Origin of the sequence: Burkholderia sp. JPY481 (assembly GCF_038900515.1) — a bacterium.
In the GTDB taxonomy this organism is placed as follows: domain Bacteria; phylum Pseudomonadota; class Gammaproteobacteria; order Burkholderiales; family Burkholderiaceae; genus Paraburkholderia; species Paraburkholderia youngii.
Map to the genome: position 1 here is coordinate 104,814 of NZ_JAYMRT010000016.1, position 17,577 is coordinate 122,390.

At 64.6% G+C, this 17,577-nt stretch carries 15 protein-coding genes; 5 read left to right on the forward strand and 10 right to left on the reverse strand.

What is annotated here, in order from left to right; translation table 11 throughout:
* Window positions 1-110 precede the first annotated feature (110 nt).
* From VSR82_RS30185 to pilM, 4 genes are read right to left on the reverse strand one after another with little or no spacing between them, the layout of a single operon-like run.
* Window positions 111-1,829, reverse strand: coding sequence for a type IV pilus secretin PilQ (locus tag VSR82_RS30185; protein WP_429461725.1), 1,719 nt, complete (start codon window positions 1,827-1,829; stop codon window positions 111-113).
* Window positions 1,826-2,752 (reverse strand): hypothetical protein, encoded by a 927-nt coding sequence (locus VSR82_RS30190; protein WP_429461723.1) that lies wholly within the window; start codon window positions 2,750-2,752, stop codon window positions 1,826-1,828. The genes VSR82_RS30185 and VSR82_RS30190 overlap by 4 nt, the downstream gene beginning before the upstream one ends.
* A complete protein-coding gene (locus tag VSR82_RS30195) occupies window positions 2,749-3,444 on the reverse strand; it encodes a fimbrial assembly protein (RefSeq protein WP_498858301.1) in 696 nt (231 codons plus the stop codon). The genes VSR82_RS30190 and VSR82_RS30195 overlap by 4 nt, the downstream gene beginning before the upstream one ends.
* A complete protein-coding gene (pilM, locus tag VSR82_RS30200) occupies window positions 3,441-4,430 on the reverse strand; it encodes a type IV pilus biogenesis protein PilM (protein WP_429461719.1) in 990 nt (329 codons plus the stop codon). Before pilM ends, VSR82_RS30195 begins: the two co-directional genes overlap by 4 nt.
* A 249-nt stretch (window positions 4,431-4,679) precedes the next feature.
* On the opposite strand from pilM, the gene VSR82_RS30205 reads away from it, so the two are divergent.
* Window positions 4,680-7,076 (forward strand): penicillin-binding protein 1A, encoded by a 2,397-nt coding sequence (locus tag VSR82_RS30205; RefSeq protein ID WP_410850214.1) that lies wholly within the window; start codon window positions 4,680-4,682, stop codon window positions 7,074-7,076.
* Window positions 7,077-7,177: 101 nt separating this feature from the next.
* On the opposite strand, the gene cyaY is transcribed toward VSR82_RS30205, so the two are convergent.
* Window positions 7,178-7,498, reverse strand: a complete 321-nt coding sequence (gene cyaY, locus VSR82_RS30210; RefSeq protein WP_176110110.1) for an iron donor protein CyaY — start codon at window positions 7,496-7,498, stop codon at window positions 7,178-7,180.
* A gap of 35 nt (window positions 7,499-7,533) precedes the next feature.
* On the opposite strand from cyaY, the gene lptM reads away from it, so the two are divergent.
* Window positions 7,534-7,878: an LPS translocon maturation chaperone LptM gene (gene lptM / locus VSR82_RS30215; protein ID WP_368584382.1), complete on the forward strand. Its 345-nt coding sequence runs from the start codon at window positions 7,534-7,536 to the stop codon at window positions 7,876-7,878.
* A gap of 9 nt (window positions 7,879-7,887) precedes the next feature.
* Window positions 7,888-9,150 carry a diaminopimelate decarboxylase gene (gene lysA / locus VSR82_RS30220; RefSeq protein WP_429461716.1) on the forward strand — a complete coding sequence of 421 codons (1,263 nt, stop codon included), beginning with the start codon at window positions 7,888-7,890 and terminating at the stop codon, window positions 9,148-9,150.
* Between the two features lie 122 nt (window positions 9,151-9,272).
* Here the strand turns inward: lysA and msrQ are convergent, their stop codons facing one another.
* The 5 genes from msrQ to VSR82_RS30245 form a co-directional block, all read right to left on the reverse strand.
* A complete protein-coding gene (gene msrQ, locus VSR82_RS30225) occupies window positions 9,273-9,974 on the reverse strand; it encodes a protein-methionine-sulfoxide reductase heme-binding subunit MsrQ (RefSeq protein WP_429461714.1) in 702 nt (233 codons plus the stop codon).
* A gap of 10 nt (window positions 9,975-9,984) precedes the next feature.
* Window positions 9,985-10,980 (reverse strand): protein-methionine-sulfoxide reductase catalytic subunit MsrP, encoded by a 996-nt coding sequence (gene msrP, locus VSR82_RS30230; RefSeq protein WP_429461712.1) that lies wholly within the window; start codon window positions 10,978-10,980, stop codon window positions 9,985-9,987.
* 206 nt (window positions 10,981-11,186) lie between these two features.
* On the reverse strand, window positions 11,187-12,395 hold the full coding sequence (ccsB, locus tag VSR82_RS30235; protein WP_429461710.1) for a c-type cytochrome biogenesis protein CcsB: 1,209 nt from the start codon (window positions 12,393-12,395) through the stop codon (window positions 11,187-11,189).
* Between the two features lie 4 nt (window positions 12,396-12,399).
* Entirely contained in the window at window positions 12,400-14,610 is a 2,211-nt protein-coding gene (locus VSR82_RS30240; protein WP_429461708.1) for a cytochrome c biogenesis protein ResB, read from the reverse strand.
* A gap of 118 nt (window positions 14,611-14,728) precedes the next feature.
* Window positions 14,729-15,382: a c-type cytochrome gene (locus tag VSR82_RS30245; protein ID WP_026228372.1), complete on the reverse strand. Its 654-nt coding sequence runs from the start codon at window positions 15,380-15,382 to the stop codon at window positions 14,729-14,731.
* A 220-nt stretch (window positions 15,383-15,602) separates the two neighbouring features.
* Here VSR82_RS30245 and yihA point away from each other — a divergent pair, with 220 nt between their 5' ends.
* On the forward strand, window positions 15,603-16,265 hold the full coding sequence (yihA, locus tag VSR82_RS30250) for a ribosome biogenesis GTP-binding protein YihA/YsxC (protein ID WP_410850210.1): 663 nt from the start codon (window positions 15,603-15,605) through the stop codon (window positions 16,263-16,265).
* Between the two features lie 285 nt (window positions 16,266-16,550).
* On the forward strand, window positions 16,551-17,549 hold the full coding sequence (gene hemB / locus VSR82_RS30255) for a porphobilinogen synthase (RefSeq protein ID WP_429461706.1): 999 nt from the start codon (window positions 16,551-16,553) through the stop codon (window positions 17,547-17,549).
* The last annotated feature ends 28 nt before the right edge of the window (window positions 17,550-17,577 follow it).

The following is a 17,577-nucleotide window of genomic DNA, read 5'->3' on the forward strand; positions in this document are numbered from 1 at the left end:
GTCCTCTGGCTAATCCGGTGTAGTTCGTGCCGCAGCTTACTGGCAAAGCGGCTGCCTTGTCGAGCCTGCGCGCCGCCGACGGACGGCGGCGCAAGCTTGCCCTATATGCCCTAATTTTCCCGCACCACGCGCGGCGTGATGAAAACCGCCAGTTCGCTGCGCGTGTCGCGATGAGTCCGATGGCGGAACAACGCGCCCAGAACCGGTATTTTGCCGAGGATGGGCACCCGTTCGACGTCGTCTCGGTCATCGGTCTCGTAAATTCCGCCGATCGACACCGTACCACCATCCTCGACCTCGACGCGCGTTTGCACGTGCTTGGTGTTGATCGCGGGCCCGGCGTCGGTCTGCTCGCCGACGCTGTCCTTCGCGACGTCGAGATCGAGCACTACGCGGCCATCCGGCATGATCTGCGGCTCGACCTCCAGTTTGAGCGTCGCGCGGCGAAACTGCACGCCAGATACGCCCTGGCCGACCTTCGCCTGATATGGCAGCTCGGTGCCCTGCTCGACGATCGCCTTCATCCGGTCCGCCGTGACAACCCGCGGGCTCGACACGATTTTCCCATGTCCCTCTGATTCGAGCGCCGAGAGTTCGATATTCAGCAGCCGTGTCGCGTGCGCGGCGAATAGCGTGAGGCCAGCGGTCGCGGCATCGAATCCGGAGATCGGACGGGCCGACAGATCGTACACGGTGCCGTCCGTTCCTCCCGTCAGCCCCCTCGACGTACCATCCGCGCTCGTGCCGGCCAGCGACAGCCGCACCCCAAGATTGCGCGAAAAACCCTGGTCGCCTTCGACGATCTGAGCCTCGATCAGCACCTGGCGAGTCGGCCGGTCGACGGAGGCGATCAGCGCCGCGATCTGCTCGAGCCGCCCCGCGAGATCGGTGACGAACAGCAGGTTGGTGCGCGGATCGGCGGTGACGGCGCCGCGTTTGGACAGCACGCGCTGGGTGCCGGAACCGGTCAGCAGGCGCCGCACGTCCTCGGCGTGCGCGTAGTGCAGCTCGAACGTGCGGCTCGCGAGCGGTTCGAGGTCCGCGGCGCGCGCGTGAGCTTCGAAGCGCTGACGTTCGCGCGCGGCGAGTTCGGCGGCGGGCGCGACCCAGATGACGTTGCCGTGGCGCTCCATCGCCAGATTGTTGACGTCGAGCAGCGTGTCGAACGCGGTGCGCCACGGCACCTGATCGAGCCGTATCGACACGGCGCCGCGCAACTTGTCGCTGGCGACAATGTTCAGGCCGGTGAACTCGGCGAACGCTTTCAGGACCGCGCCCAGTTGCGCATGCTGGAAGTTCAGCGAGATCGGCTTGTTGCCCGCGGGAAGGCCCGAGTCGGCATCGGCCGCTGCGTCGGCGAGGCGCGGCCGCGGCGGCAGCGGGACCGGCGGGCCCTCCAGACTGGGCGTGCCGGCGCCGTCGTCGCGAGCCGGAGCCGCGGGTTGTTTTGGCGGCGGCGGCAGATTCGGGCCGTTGGCGGCGTCGTCCGGGGAACCGTCGGGCGCGACGGCGGCACGCGGGGCCGGCTCGAGGGTGTCCGGTTCCGGGGCCGCGCTTGACGCAGAGACGTAGGCGAACGGATTCGCTGCCTGACCGATGCCGCCGCTCGGCAGCGGCGCTGTCTCATGGGCGGTCTCGGTCGATGCGGCTGGATCGTCGAGCGCGGCGTAAGTCGGCAACGGCGGCAGCAGCGGTGGCGCGGCTGCCCGTGCGACGCCCGCGCCGAGCGTCGCTGCGGCGTAGAGCCCAAAACACAGCCCGGCGACGACGCGGACCTCGCGTTCGCCCGTCAACCTCGCCACGCTCCATCGTTTGAGTATGCGCATCATGACGCCTCCGTCTGCGTCAGCGTCAGGGTGCGCGTCGCGCCGCCGTTCGCGAGCGTAATGCCGAGCGCGTCGAGCTGCGTGACTCGCTCGACGCCCAGTTGCTGCCCGGCCGCGACCGTCGTCGTGCCGTCTGGTGTGTCGAGCAGGGCGAGCCCGCGGGTACGATCGCGCAGCAGACCAATAAGGCGCAACTCGGAAACATCGCCCGGCTCGCCGCTCGCGGAGATCTGCGGCTTCGCGAACGGATCGAAGAATACGAGGCCTTCGTCGTCATCGTCGGCGTCAGTGCTTACGCCGGCGCTCGCAGCCGGGGTCTCAGGCGCCGGTCGCAGCGCGTCGTGCACCTGCAGCGTCGCGGCCACCGCGAGACCTTTGCCGTCCTGCTTGACGGTCACGTCGGCGGGAACGATCAGCACCGGCAGTTGCGCGAGCCCGTGAAAAAACGCCATCAGATGGACGAAGTCCGTGCGCGCGGTGAACTGCAGCTCGCGCTTGCGTTCGACGCCCTCGCCGCTCGCCGCGCCCGGTTCAACTGCGAGCAACGCGACGCCGCTCTGCGTGGCCAGTTCGGAGACGATGCGCACGTCGTCGGCGGAATTCCACGACACGGCGCTCGACACCGTGGCCGACATCGCCGCGGCTGCCCGGCGCAGCGACGGCAGCTGTGCGAGCGCGTGCCGCGCCTCCGCGAGACGCTGCGAGCTGAGCGCGAGCGCCGCGCGGCTCGCTTCCAGACCGGCGAGATCGGCCGTGTTCCAACTGTACGCGCCGAAGCCGAACACGAGCGCAGCGATCGCCGCCGCGACGAGCCAGCGACGGCGCGAGCTCCACGCCTCGAGCGGCATACGCGCCCGCTTGACCCAGCGTGACAAAACCGCGGTGCCGTGCGCCGCACCGCCCGGCTCGAAAAAGGTCGTGCTCATTGCGCCCCTCCCTTTCGTGCGGCCCTCGACGCGTGCGTCGCCCGGGGCGGCGGATCGCCCCAGCGCAGGCGCGCATCGAATTCCACCGGTCCGCCAATCGCCGGTTCCGTCGACGCGCCGCCCTTCCCCGTCGGCCGACGCAAATCGCGCATCTCCGCACCCTGCACGCCGTGGATCGCGCCGAGCCGCTTGAGCCACTCAGCCGATGCGATATGGCCGCTCGAAGTCGCCAGCAATTCGGTCTCGTACTCGCGCTGCCGAAACTGCCGCAACACGATGCGATCGCCGGGCTCGAAGCTCAGCGCGTCGAGCAGATTCCGCAGATGCGCGAGCGGCTTCGCGAGACTCGCGGCGCGCGCCGCGGCTTCGCGTTGCTCCTGTTCAGCCCGCGACAACTTCGCGTGCTCCGCGAGCGGCGCGGCGAGCGGGGCCAACGCCTGTTCGATCGCAGCGCGCCGCGCATCCAACCGCGCCGCGGCGAAGCTCTGCCAACCGGCGACGAGCAACACGCCTGCGGCACCGACGCAAGCCGCCACAGCCCAGTCGCGCATGCAGCGGCGCCGCGCGAGTCGCGCGTTGCGTTGGCGATACGGCAGCAAATTGAAGCCGCCGAGCCACGGCACAGCGGCACGCTGATCACCCCGATCGGGACTCGCTGCCACGCCAGAAGAAAACGACAGAACGCCCCTCATTCCAGCACCCCGCGCAACGCGAGCCCAAACGCGACCGCGCCAGCCGGCTCGTGCAGCAACGCGTCGTCGAGCGGCCGCGCGTGGCTGCCGAGCAGCGCGCACTCGAACGGGAGGGCCGAGCAGCCGAGCACGTCGCCGATATCGGCGAGCGAGAAGCCGACGCCGTCGAGCAGATCGATTTCGCCGCCGATCAGCGCGCAGTCGAACTCCGGCCCGTGCGTGAGATCGCGCAACGCGTCGGCGAGATCGGCATGCTCGGGCGCCGGATAGCGCATCTCGCCGACGTTCGCGCCATCGACGACACTCCAGCCGTACACGCCGTCCGTGCCGACCCACACCGCCGCGTATGGTTCGTTCGGGTCGAGCTCGCGACTCGCCGCATGGCGCAGTGCGCGCAATGCCGCGTGCGGTTCGCCATCGATAGCGGATAACGAAATGCCCGCGGTCGCCGCGCATTCGATCCGCGCTTCCAGATGCTGACGCGAGGTCGCCGCGATCCTGACCGAGCGCTGCGGCGACGGCGTCTCGTCGACGTACCAGTCGACCGCGAGCGCATGACGCTCGAGCCCGGCGATACGCTCCGCTTCGCCCATCACCGCGGGCGCAAGTCCGGCGAGCGCAACGCCACCGTCCTCCGCCTCGCAGTCGCTCTGTGCGGCGAGCCGCGCGAGCGGCACTGTCGTCGTCAGCGTGGCCGACGAAGGCACGGCCATCGCGCAGCGCAGCGCGTGCGTCGCGCATACGCGCGGCAAGCCGGCGAACGCATCGCGCAATGCCCGCGAAACGGCCTGCCGATCGGCTATCTCCGCGCCCGCCATTACGCCGGCCGCGAGCGGCACCGTGCTGATATGTTCGAGATGCAGCGCACCCCGTGCGCGTTGACTCACCACCACGAGACGCACGTTTCGCGAGCCGACGTCGATGCCGGCGGCGAAACGCTGCCGGCCCTCCCGCACCGCCTGAAGCCATGAATTTTTATAAGCCATACCGTCCTCCCTCGGAACGCGAATAACGAGGGATCATTGTCGGCAGACGCGCGTCCTAACGACATTCAGCCGAATGGCCAACGCGGCTGCGAAGCCGCCCCGAGCGGCATCAAAGCGACTACAGTTGGGACTACAGCGAAGTCGTTCCCGCGCCGCCTGGCGAGTGCCGATTGCACGCCATTCGTAAGGCTTCCGAAAGCAGCAAAACCCTGGCGGCTATAATCGCGGGACTGTTTTTCCGGTACTCCTATGCAAGCCACGTCTCCTACGTCTCCGCCGCCCGCGCCGAAAAAGCGCAAACGTCCGCTATGGCTGAAGCTGATCCTCGGCTTTGTCGGGTTGATAGTGGCGGGCATCGTGTGCGTAGCGCTGGTGCTCGGCTACGCGCTCGTCGTCGCAACGCCGAACCTGCCGTCACTCGATGCGCTGACCGACTACCAACCTAAAGTGCCGCTGCGGATCTATACGGCCGACCACGTGCTGATCGGCGAATTCGGCGAGGAGCGGCGCGACATCGTGCACATTCAGGACGTGCCCGACAGCCTGAAGAAAGCGATCCTCGCGATCGAGGACGCGCGCTTCTATGAACACGGCGGCGTCGACCTGACCGGCATCGCGCGAGCCGGCATCGTCGCGCTGACCAACGGCCATGCGACGCAAGGCGCGAGCACGATCACGATGCAGGTGGCGCGCAACTTCTTTTTGTCCAGCGAGAAAACCTATACGCGCAAGATCTACGAGATGCTGCTCGCGTACAAGATCGAGTCGAAGCTGAGCAAGGATCAGATTCTCGAGGTGTACATGAATCAGATCTATCTCGGTCAGCGGGCGTATGGATTCGCGAGCGCCGCGCGCGTGTACTTCGGCAAGGATCTGAAAGACCTGACGCTCGCGGAATCGGCGATGCTCGCCGGTCTGCCGAAGGCGCCGTCCGCGTATAACCCCGTCGTCAATCCGAAGCGCGCGAAGGTGCGCCAGGAGTACATCCTGCAGCGCATGTACGAGTTGCACTACATCACTCCGGAACAGTACGACGAGGCGAGCCGGCAGCGGCTCGTCGTGAAGGGCATGGGCAAGGAGTACAGCGTGCACGCGGAATACGTCGCGGAAATGGTGCGGCAGATGATGTACGCGCAATATCGCGAGGAAGCCTACACGCGCGGCCTGAACGTCGTGACCACGATCGACTCGGCCGATCAGGACGTCGCCTATCACGCGGTGCGCAAAGGCTTGATGGACTACGAGCGCCGTCACGGCTATCGCGGCCCGGAGGCGTTCATCGATCTGCCGGCCGACGCCGACGAGCGCGAGCAGGCCATCGACGACGCGCTGCTCGAGCATCCCGACAACGGCGAAATCATCGCGGCCGTCGTCACGGCGGCGAGCCCGAAGGAGGTGCAGGCGGCCTTCATCGACGGCAACGTCGCAACGATTCAGGGCGATGGCCTGCGCTATGCGCAGTTCGCGCTCGGCCCGCGCGCGCAGCCGAATCAGCGCATCCGGCCCGGCGCGATCGTGCGGCTCGTGAAGAACGACGAGGGCGACTGGTCGATCACGCAATTGCCGCAGGTGGAAGGCGCGTTCATCTCGGTGGTGCCGCAGGACGGGGCGATCCGTTCGCTGGTCGGCGGCTTCGACTTCAACAAGAACAAGTTCAATCACGTGACGCAGGCGTGGCGTCAGCCGGGCTCGAGCTTCAAGCCGTTCATCTATTCGGCGTCGCTCGAAAAAGGCCTTGGGCCCGCGACGATCATCAACGACGCGCCGCTCTTTTTCAGCGCCGCCGAAACCGGCGGCCAGGCGTGGGAACCGAAGAACTACGGCGGCGGCTTCGACGGTCCGATGACGATGCGCACCGCGCTGCAGAAATCGAAGAATCTCGTGTCGATCCGCATCCTGAATCAGATCGGCCCGAAGTACGCGCAGCAATACATCACGCGCTTCGGCTTCGACGCGGACCGCCATCCCGCCTATCTGCCGATGGCGCTCGGCGCGGGCCTCGTGACGCCGCTGCAGATGGCGGGCGCGTTCTCGGTGTTCGCCAACGGCGGCTACCGGATCAATCCTTACCTGATCGCGGAAGTCACCGATCAGCGCGGCGGCGTCGTCGCGCAAGCGCATCCGCTCGTGGCCGGCCAAAACGCGCCGTATGCGATCGACCCGCGCAACGCCTATGTGATGAACAGTCTGTTGCAAAGCGTCGCGCAGCACGGCACCGGCGCAAAGAGCAACGTGCTCAAGCGCACCGATCTCGCCGGCAAGACCGGCACGACCAACGACTCGCGCGACGCGTGGTTTGCCGGCTATCAGCACACGCTCACCGCGATCGCGTGGATCGGCTACGACAATCCGCGCAGCCTCGGCGACAAGGAAACCGGCGGCGGCCTCGCGCTGCCGGTGTGGATCGAGTACATGGGACGCGCGCTGAAGGGCGTGCCCGAGTACAAGATGGCACGCCCCGACGACGTCAGCGAAATCGGCTCGGAACTTTATTTCGACGATTTCACGCCGGGCCACGGTTTCATCGCAACGGTCGGCGTCAGTCAGGCGACGCTCGACGCCCAGGCGAGCGCCGCGGCCGCCGCGCCGGAACAGGTCGGCGAGCAGGAGAAGCAGGACATCATGAATCTGTTCCGCGGGCACTAAGGCCGCGTCGACGTACCGTTAGAAAAGAAAAAACCGCCGCGTTGATTACGCGGCGGTTTTGTTTTGAGAGCGTCTCGTGCTTCGCGCTTGTCGCGCCGTGCTCATTGCGCGGCGAACTGCACCGGCTCGCCAGCCTGCTCGGTCGCATACTGCGACAGCGCCGCGAAAAACTCCGAGCCGCTGCGCGTGTCGCGCCATTCGCCGTCGACGAAACGGAAGTGGAAACCGCCGGCCTTCGCCGCGATCCAGATCTCGCTCATCGGGGGCTGAAGGTTGACGATGATCTTCGTGCGGTTCTCGAATTCGAGCGTCAGAACGTTGCCGCTGCGCTCGAGTTCGATGTCGGCGTCGATGTCGTCGAGCGCGCTCTCGATGGCGGCCAGTACGGCTTCCGCACGGGTCAGGTAATCACTATCGGACATGCTAAACTCCATCGATTATTCATTCAGGGACAGTCATGCGAGTCGTAACTCGGATGCGCGCGGCAGCGCCCGGCCGCGCGATTGTAGCGGTTTTAGCCATTCTCGCAGGATGTGCGCTTACCGGCTGCGGCCAACGCGGCGCGCTCTATCTGCCAACCGTACCACCGCTGCCTGCCCCGCCGGCTCATCGCACGCAAACGCCGTCGACCGATCAAACGCAACCGGCTACCGGCAGCGCGGCCGACGCGGATTCGATCCCGGACACCTCGGGCACGCCGCTCACGCTCGCCCCCGAAGACCAACTCAAGACGCCGCCCGCTTCGGCGGCATCGGCTCCCGCAGTACCGCTGCCCGCCTCTGCCGTCCCTTCCGCTCAATAAGACTTTCGCATGACTCGATCCGCATTTGACTACGTCGACGGCGTATTGCACGCCGAAGGCGTGTCCGCCGTTTCCCTCGCCGAGCAGTTCGGCACGCCGCTGTACGTCTATTCGCGCGCCGCGCTCACCGCGGCGTGGAACGCCTATGCGGGCGCCTGCGCCGGGCGTCGCGCGAGCGTGCACGTGGCCGTCAAGGCCAACAGCAATCTCGCGGTGCTGAACGTATTCGCGCGCCTCGGCGCGGGCTTCGACATCGTGTCGGGCGGCGAACTCGCGCGCGTGCTCGCGGCCGGCGGCAAAGCGGAAAACACCGTGTTTTCGGGCGTCGGCAAGCAGGCGAGCGAAATGCGCGACGCGCTCGCGGCGGGCGTCAAATGCTTCAACGTCGAATCGATTCCCGAGCTCGACCGCCTCAACGCTGTGGCGGGCGAGATGGGCAAGAAGGCGCCAGTGTCGCTGCGCGTGAATCCCGACGTCGACGCGAAAACGCATCCGTACATTTCCACCGGCCTGAAGACGAACAAGTTCGGCGTCGCGTTCGAAGATGCACGCGCCACTTATCAGGCGGCCGCGGCGATGGCGAATCTCGAGGTGGTCGGCATCGACTGCCATATCGGCTCGCAAATCACCGAAGTCGCGCCTTACCTCGACGCAATCGACAAAGTGCTGGAGCTCGTGGAGCAGATCGAGCAGGACGGCGTGACGATTCGCCATATCGACGTCGGCGGCGGCCTCGGTATCACCTACGACGACGAAACGCCGCCGGAAATCGGCGAGTTCGTGCGCACGTTGCTCGATCGCATCGAAGCGCGCGGCCACGGTCACCGCGAAGTCTATTTCGAGCCCGGTCGCTCGCTGGTCGGCAACGCGGGTGTGCTGCTCACTCGTCTCGAGTTTCTGAAGCCGGGCGAGGACAAGAACTTCGCGATCGTCGACGCGGCGATGACCGATCTCGCACGCCCCGCGATGTACGACGCGTATCACGCAATCGAGCCGGTCGTGAAGCGCGACGTCCCTGCGCACGTCTATGACGTGGTCGGCCCGGTCTGCGAAAGCGGCGACTGGCTCGGCCGCGAACGGCTGCTCGCTGTCGAACCCGGCGATCTGCTCGCGATCCGTTCGGCCGGTGCCTATGGCTTCGTGATGAGCTCGAACTACAACACCCGTGCGCGCGCCGCCGAGGTGATGGTGGATGGTACACGAGCGCACGTAGTTCGCGCACGCGAAGAGATCAGGCAGCTGTTTGCGGGCGAAGCGATTCTGCCGGCGTAAACGTCAGAGCTGGCTGTACAGCCAACGGTAAATAAAGCGCAGCAACGAAAAAAATGGCGATGCCTCCTCGGCATCGCCATTTTTCTTTGCAGCCGCGTGCGTGACGCGAAAGTTTCGCGCAATCACCGTCGGCGCGTCGTCATCCTTCGCTCGCGTATCCAGACCACCAGCCGCCATCCCAGCAGCGCAATCATCACCGCGCCGTAAATCTCCGGCAGCAGCAGATCGTGCTTGCCCGCCTTCATCCACCAGAAATGCAGGATCGCGAGCGCGCCGATCGCGTAGATCGCGCGATGCAGCGTCTGCCAGCGACGTCCGAGCTTGCGCACCATTGCGCGCGGCGACGTCACCGCAAGCGCGATCAGCAGCACGAACGCGGCGAAGCCCACCGTGATGAACGGCCGCTTGCCGATGTCCTTCAGAATCTCCGCCACGTCGAACCACTTGTCGAACCACAGGTACGTGGTGAAATGCAGCGTCGCGTAGAAGAACGTAAAGAGCCCGACCATCCGGCGGAAACGCACGAGCGCGGCGACGCCGGTCAGACGGCGCAGCGGCGTCACCGCTAGCGTGATGCACAGGAACACGAGCGTCCACAGGCCCGTCGAGCGCGTGATGAATTCGATCGGATTCGCGCCGAGCCGGTCGGTCAGGCCAAACAGCACGAGGCGTGCGAGCGGATAGAGCGCCGCGGCGAAGACCGCGACTTTCGCCGGTACGACCCAGCGCGCGCTGCCCGCGGCCCGCCGCCTGGCCGCCGACATCGGCGCCGTGCGCCGTGTCGCTGGCGCGCTGCGGGTGACAGTTTGCGTATCGGAAGCCATCGCGCTCGCCTTAAAAGTTCTTCTTCAGGTCCATGCCTTGATAGAGCGATGCAACCTGATCGCCGTAACCGTTGAACATCAGCGTCTTGCGCTTCGGCGTAAAAAAGCCGTCTTCGCCGATGCGCCGTTCGGTCGCCTGGCTCCAGCGCGGATGATCGACGTTCGGATTCACGTTCGAATAAAACCCATATTCGTTCGATGCGTAGGTGTTCCAGCTGGTCGGCGGCTGCTTGTCGACGAAACGGATCTTCACCAGCGACTTCGCGCTCTTGAAGCCGTACTTCCATGGCACCACGACGCGAATCGGCGCGCCGTTCTGGTTCGGCAGCACCTGGCCGTAGAGGCCCATCGTCAGCAGCGTCAGCGGATGCATCGCTTCGTCCATCCGCAGGCCTTCGGAGTACGGCCACTCGAGTATGGGCTGCGACAGCCCGGGCATCTGCGATGGATCGGCGAGCGTGATGAATTGCACGTACTTCGCATTGCCGGTCGGCTCGACGCGTTTAATTAACTCGGAAAGCGAGACGCCGATCCACGGCACCACGATCGACCAGCCTTCGACGCAGCGATGCCGGTACACACGTTCCTCGAGCGGTGCGAGCTTCAGCAGGTCGTCGATGTCGTAGACCTTCGGATTCTTAATCTCGCCCTCTACGCTCACCTTCCACGGATGCGGCCGCAGCGTGCCCGCGTGCTGCGAGGGGTCGGATTTGTCGGTGCCGAACTCGTAGAAATTATTGTAGGTGGTGATGTCCTTGTACGGCGTGATCTTGTCGAGCGCGACGAACCTGGTGTTGGTTTTCGCCGCGAGCTTCTGCGCCTTCGGATCGGGGGACGAGTATGTCGCGAGCGCCTCATCGCTCACGCCGATCAGGCTGCCGAGCGCCATCGCGCCGGCTGCCTGCAGGATGCGTCGGCGGTTCTCGAACACGTGCCGCGGCGCGATTTCGCTGCGCGCGATGTCATCTCCGGTCAGTTGAATTCTGTCGCTTCGCTTGATCCACATCGTGCTGCTCCTTGCCGGCCCGCCGCGTCGTGCGCGTTGCGGTGCCATATTGATGATCGCCCGTTTGGGGGCGCCTGTCATCCACGGGTACCTGCTCGGGTGCTCGATGGGTGAACACCGGGGCGCGACGAATATTCCGTCCGCCATGAAAAAACCGCCGGTGCAAAAGCACGCGGCGGTTCTTAGTCGGTTCAGCGCGGCGGATCTTACAGCTTGCCGTAGCTATGCAAGCCCGACAGGAACATGTTCACGCCGAGGAACGCGAAGCTCGTGACCAGCAGGCCGGTCAGCGCCCACCATGCGGCGACCGCGCCGCGCAGGCCCTTCATCAGACGCATGTGCAGCCAGGCCGCGTAGTTCAGCCAGACGATCAGCGCCCACGTCTCCTTGGGGTCCCAGCTCCAGTAGCCGCCCCACGCTTCGGCGGCCCACAGGGCGCCGAGAATCGTCGCGATCGTGAAGAACGCGAAGCCGACCGCTATCGACTTGTACATCACGTCGTCGAGCACGTCGAGCGCCGGGAGACGATCCGCGAGCACGCCGCGTTCCTTCGCCAGATATGCAACGCCGACCATCGCCGACAGCGCGAAACTGCCATAGCCGATGAAGTTCGCCGGCACGTGAATCTTCATCCACCAGCTTTGCAGCGCCGGCACGAGCGGCTGGATCTGCTGCGCGTCGCGCGAGACCGAGTACCACATCAGGAAGCCGACGGCCGCGCTGATCACGAGCAGCACAAACGCGCCGAGCGCGCGCGTGTTGTAGTGCTGCTCGTAGTACAGATAGAACAGCGCGGTGATCAGGCTGAACAGCACGAATACTTCATACAGGTTCGAAATCGGAATATGGCCGACGTCCGAGCCGATCAGGTACGACTCGTACCACCGCACCATCATGCCGACGAAGCCCATCAGCACCGCCACCCACGTCATCTTCGAGCCGATCGCGGCGCCGGTCGGCGAGCGCGACAGCAGCGCGATCCAGTAGAACACGGTCGCGAAGACGAACAGCGCGCTCATCCACAGGATCGCGGACTGGCTCGACAGGAAATATTTGAGGAAGAACGCGTTGTCGGCGCGGCTCAGATCGCCTTGGTATATCTGGATCGCAAGCAGGGACAGCGCGGCGATTCCCACCATCAGCGGACGCACCGGCTTCCAGCGCCAGCCCAGCGCCACGAAAACCGGCACCGAGCAGGCCAGCACCAGTTTGTCGTAGTAATTCATGAACGGGTAATAGCGCGACAGCGCGAACCCGGCGCCACCGACCAGCGCGAGCGCGAACAGCCAGTCAAAGATACCCAGGCGTTTCAGGAACGGCCGTTCGTCGAATTGCTGGAGTTCGGGCGTGCTGCTCGCAAACGCCTTGTCGGCGCGTGAAGCAGAGGAGGAGGAGGAAACCTGAGTCAAGTCCATGATCTTACCGGGTCGAATCCTGTGAGCTTGCCGACGGGGCTGCGGCCTGAGCGGCCGGGCTGGCATCGGCTGCGTCGATGAGTTTCGCGCCCAGTGCGGCGCTCACGGCGTCGCGCGTCTGGACGAACTCCTTCTCGAAGTCTAGCGTCTTACGCGCGCTCGACATCGCCATCACGACGTTCGTGCCGTGGTCCGTATCCTTCAGCCAGAACCACAGACGGCGTTCGCGGACGTAGAACATCGAGAAGATGCCCAATACGAGAAGCAGGCTGCCAAGATACACGACTTTTTTGCCCGGCGCGCGCGTCAACTGAAATACCGAAGCTTGCACCTGCTTGAATGAGTCAAGCTGCAAATAGACCGGCGATCCATACAGAAAGCTGTCGGATATCGCATTAAGCGAACTTTGGATGAAGCGGCTCGTGTCGGCATTGGCCGGCGCGGCGGGCTCGCCGAGCCGCTGGCGCGACAGTTGCCACAAGTCCCATGTGACGCCTTCGAGCATCCGAAGCAGCAAGCCCGCGGCCTTTTCCTGCTCGCCCTTCGGTACCGAGCGGTCGATAAAGCCAGCCACCGCCTGGAAGCCGCCGAGCGTTTCGCCGTTCGGCATCTTCACGCTGGCGTCCGCGCCCGCAAAAAGGGTCAGCACGCGCAACGCGCTTTCCTCCAGATGCTGCTGCAACTCCGCGTTCGAGCCTGGCACCGAGCGCTGCGCAAACTGATGAGCGGCGATGGCGCGTTGGTTCGGGTCTTCGAGCGTGGCGCGCAGGTTCATCCATTCCTTCAGCGTGCCGCCGCTGTCGGCGGGAATTCGCAGGTAGCGGAACGGATCGTCTGGATTCAGGCGCATGCCGGCGAGGAACATCTTCTCGCCGTTGACGTCGACGGGCAGCATGTAGTTGTTGTACTCGCGCGCCTGGCCGTCCTTGCCGCGAATCTTGTATTGCACCGACGGGCCGACGTTGTGCAGATCGAGCGGCTTCGAGGATTTCGCGCCGGAGCCGAGACGCTCGTCGAACGCTTCCTTCAGCGAGTGCTGCGCGGCGACCCCGCGCGCATCGTTCTGGCCATTGGCGTTCGAGATGTTTTCGACGTTGATCGCGCGGAAGTCCGTGAATTCGACGGTCTGGCCATCGGCGAGCGGCGTGGCGGAGCTCAGCGGCGCGCTGCCGCCGATCGTGCCGCCAAACGGCGCGGGCTTCGCGCTCGGGCCGGACATCGGGAAGGCGGTCATCTGCATCTGCGAGCCGCCATCCTGGAAGCTCGATTGATAAATCGACACGCCGTCGTATTCGAACGGCTTGTTGACCTCGACGCGCGCCGGCACGCGCGCGCCGGTCTTGTGATCGACCACGACGATGTCGCTCGCGAACAGCTTCGGCATGCCGGTCGTGTAGTAATCGACGATGAACTTGTTCAGTTCGATCGAAAACGGCAGGTCCTGGATCAGCGAACCGTTGGGCTGATTCAGGATCGCGGTCGACACGTGCTGCCCCTCGGGCACCCACGCGTAGCCGCGGAACGTCGGGTTCGACTCCGACAGCCGATGGTCGGGCGAAATCTCGTTGATCGCGGTGTTCGAGTTGATCGGCGACTTGTCGAACAGCCACATTTGCAGCTTGATCGGCAGATTGCTGTCGAGCAGGCCGCCGAGGCAGATCACGACGATCGCGATGTGCGCGGAGATGTAGCCGAACTTCGTCAGCGCGCCACGCTTCGCGGCGATCAGCGTCGCGCCGTCCGACTCACGCGTGACGAACTTGTAGCCGAGCTTCGCCGACAGTTTCGCGAGCACTGCCGCAGTCTGCGCGCGCGTGCCGTGCACGGCGAACTCGCCCTTGTGATGGAACGCACGCAGGCTGCCTTCGCGAACCTTGTCCTTCCAGCTCTTCGCATCGGCGAGCATCTTCGGCGCATTGCGGATCACGCATAGCGACACCGACACCATCAGGAAGCCAAGAATCAGCATGAACCACCACGAGCTGTACACCGTGTACAGGCTCAGCGCGCGGAAGATGTCCGCCCAGAACGGACCGAACTGGTTGACGTAGTTGGGATATGGATCGTCCTGCGTGAGGACGGTACCGATGATGCTGGCGATCGACAGAATCACGAGCAGCGCAATGGCGAAACGCATGGAGCTCAGGAGCTCGATGGTGCTGCGCATGACGCGATTGCCCGACTTCGACTGCAGACCCGACGTGGTGACGCTCATTCAAACTCCGACTGAACAGCAAAAAAGGGTGAAGGGCTGTCGCAGCTACGACACCCTCACCCTTTTCTTGTTTTTCACCGACCTCGCCGGGCCGGTTGGACTCGCGCAGGCGAACCGCTTAATGCAGACCCGCGATGTAGTCGGCAACCGCCTTGATCTCGTTGTCCGACAAACGTGATGCTATCGCATGCATCGCGTCGCTGTTATTACGAGCGCCCGGACCTTGCGTGAACGCGGTCAGCTGCGTCACCGAGTACTCGGCCCACTGTCCCGACAGGCGCGGATACTGGATCGGAATGCCCTGTCCCGTGGGGCCGTGGCAGGCCGCGCAGGCCGGCACGCCCCGGTCGGCAATCCCGCCGCGATAGATCTGCTGCCCCACCGCGACCGTGTTCTTATTGTGCGCATAGCCCGGCTTGGGTGTCTGCGTCGAGAAGTAAGCCGCAACGTTGATCATGTCCTGATCGGAGAGCGCGGCAGCCATGCCTGCCATGATCGCATTATTGCGCGCGGCCTGTTTGGCGCCCGGTTGCGTCTTGAAATCTCTGAGCTGCTTGACGAGATACTCCGGATGCTGGCCCGCCAGCTTCGGATATGCACCGCCGGCACTGTTGCCGTCTGCCCCGTGACATGACGCGCACACTTGTACCGCGATTGCCTGCCCCCGATTGATGTCCGGCTTTGCCGGATCTGCTGCTCGTGCCTGAATTGCCAAACCTGAAAGACCTGCCGTTACATGAAGCACCATCAGAGTCTTGCACAGTCGATTCATTCGCACACCCTGTCTCGTCTTGTGGGATTTTAGAGGTTCTGCAAAGTACGACGACGGCGACCGAGTGACCGCCAGGAGCCGCCAAGGCACGTGGGGCGGGCTCCCAAGGTATTCAGTAAACCATCGTATTGTACAATAACTCGCTAATCGCTTAGACGCCAGTCGGGCTTGACCCCGTTCCCGCTGCGGGCCCCGCGGCGTCTCCAATCTGGCTTCCACCATGCCCTTCCTGCTCCACGAATCCCGCTTCTATACCACCGTCAATCATCTGCGTGACCTGCCGGCCACCGCGCAGCCCGAGATCGCTTTCGCGGGACGCTCGAACGCAGGCAAGTCGACGGCGATCAACGTGCTCTGCAATCAGAAGCGACTCGCGTTCGCGAGTAAGACGCCTGGCCGCACGCAGCACATCAATTATTTTTCGGTTGGCAAGCCGGATGAACCGGCCGGCTATCTGGTCGACCTGCCGGGCTACGGCTATGCGGAAGTGCCGGGAGCGGCGAAGGCGCACTGGGAAGCGCTGCTGTCTTCGTATCTGCAATCGCGCTCGCAACTGCGCGGCATGATCCTGATGATGGATTCGCGCCGCCCACTGACGGATCTCGATCGACGCATGATCGAGTGGTTCGCGCCGACCGGCAAGCCGATCCATACGCTGCTCACCAAATGCGACAAATTGACGCGGCAGGAAAGCACGAACGCATTGCGCACCGCGCAGAAGGGACTCGCCGAATATCGGGCGGCGGGCTATCGCGGTGAGTTGAGCGCACAGCTCTTTTCCGCGCTCAAACGCACGGGCCTAGACGAAGCGCATGAACTGATCGAGAGCTGGCTGATCCCGGGCGCAGTGGACGAAGCAGGTGAAAAGCCGGCCGCGGGCTGAGTCACTGTCGATGCCCGAGTCCCGCCGCGCGTGTGACGCGGGAGTCGCATTGAATACCCGTATCAGAGCGCATTTCTGGCCACCCATAAAAAAACCCGCCGCTTGAACGGCGGGTCAAACAGCCTAATCGAAAAACGACAGGCACCCGCTCAGGGAGGAGAAGCGGGGAGGTCAGCGCTAGGCGCCTTGCTCGATCGGTATGATATACCATTGTCTCGAAAAGTTTCCGGGAGCGGAGCCAGGTGCCGTTTGTCCACTCCACCTATCCACGATCTTCGATTCGATATGAGCTTCTACCCGCACTACCGTCCGCGCCGCATGCGCCGTGACGACTTCTCGCGCCGCATGATGCGCGAAAACATCCTCACCACTAACGACCTGATCTACCCCGTATTCATCGTCGAAGGCACCAACGTTCGACAAGCCGTGCCGTCGATGCCGGGCGTCGAGCGCGTGTCGGTCGATCTGCTCATGGGCGTCGCGGAGCAGTGCGTCGAACTGGGCGTGCCGGTGCTGTCGCTGTTTCCCGCGATCGAGCCCTCGCTGAAGACGCCCGACGGCCGCGAAGCGGCCAACCCGGCGGGTTTGATCCCGCGCGCGGTGCGTGAATTGAAGAAGAATTTTCCGGAGCTCGGCGTACTCACCGACGTCGCGCTCGATCCGTACACGAGCCACGGTCAGGACGGCGTGCTCGACGAAGCTGGCTACGTGATGAACGACGAGACCGTCGAGATCCTCGTCGAGCAGGCGCGTGCGCAGGCGGAAGCCGGGGTCGATATCGTCGCGCCGTCGGACATGATGGACGGCCGCATTGGTGCGATCCGCGAAATGCTCGAGAGCGAGGACCACGTCCACACGCGCATCATGGCGTACGCGGCGAAGTACGCTTCAGCGTTCTACGGCCCGTTCCGCGATGCCGTCGGTTCCGCGACGAACCTCGGCAAGAGCAACAAGATGACCTACCAGATGGACCCGGCCAATTCGAACGAGGCGCTGCGCGAAGTGCAGGCCGACATCAATGAAGGCGCGGACATGGTGATGGTCAAACCGGGCATGCCGTATCTGGACATCGTGCGTCGCGTGAAGGACGAGTTCCAGTTTCCTACCTACGTGTACCAGGTAAGCGGCGAATACGCGATGCTGAAGGCCGCCGCGCAGAACGGCTGGCTCGATCACGACAAGGTCATGATGGAATCGCTGCTGGCGTTCAAGCGTGCCGGCGCGGACGGCGTGCTGACGTATTTCGCGCTAGATGCCGCGAAGATCCTGCGTTCGCAGAAATAAATCAGCACGAGGCTTGGCACGCGGCTGC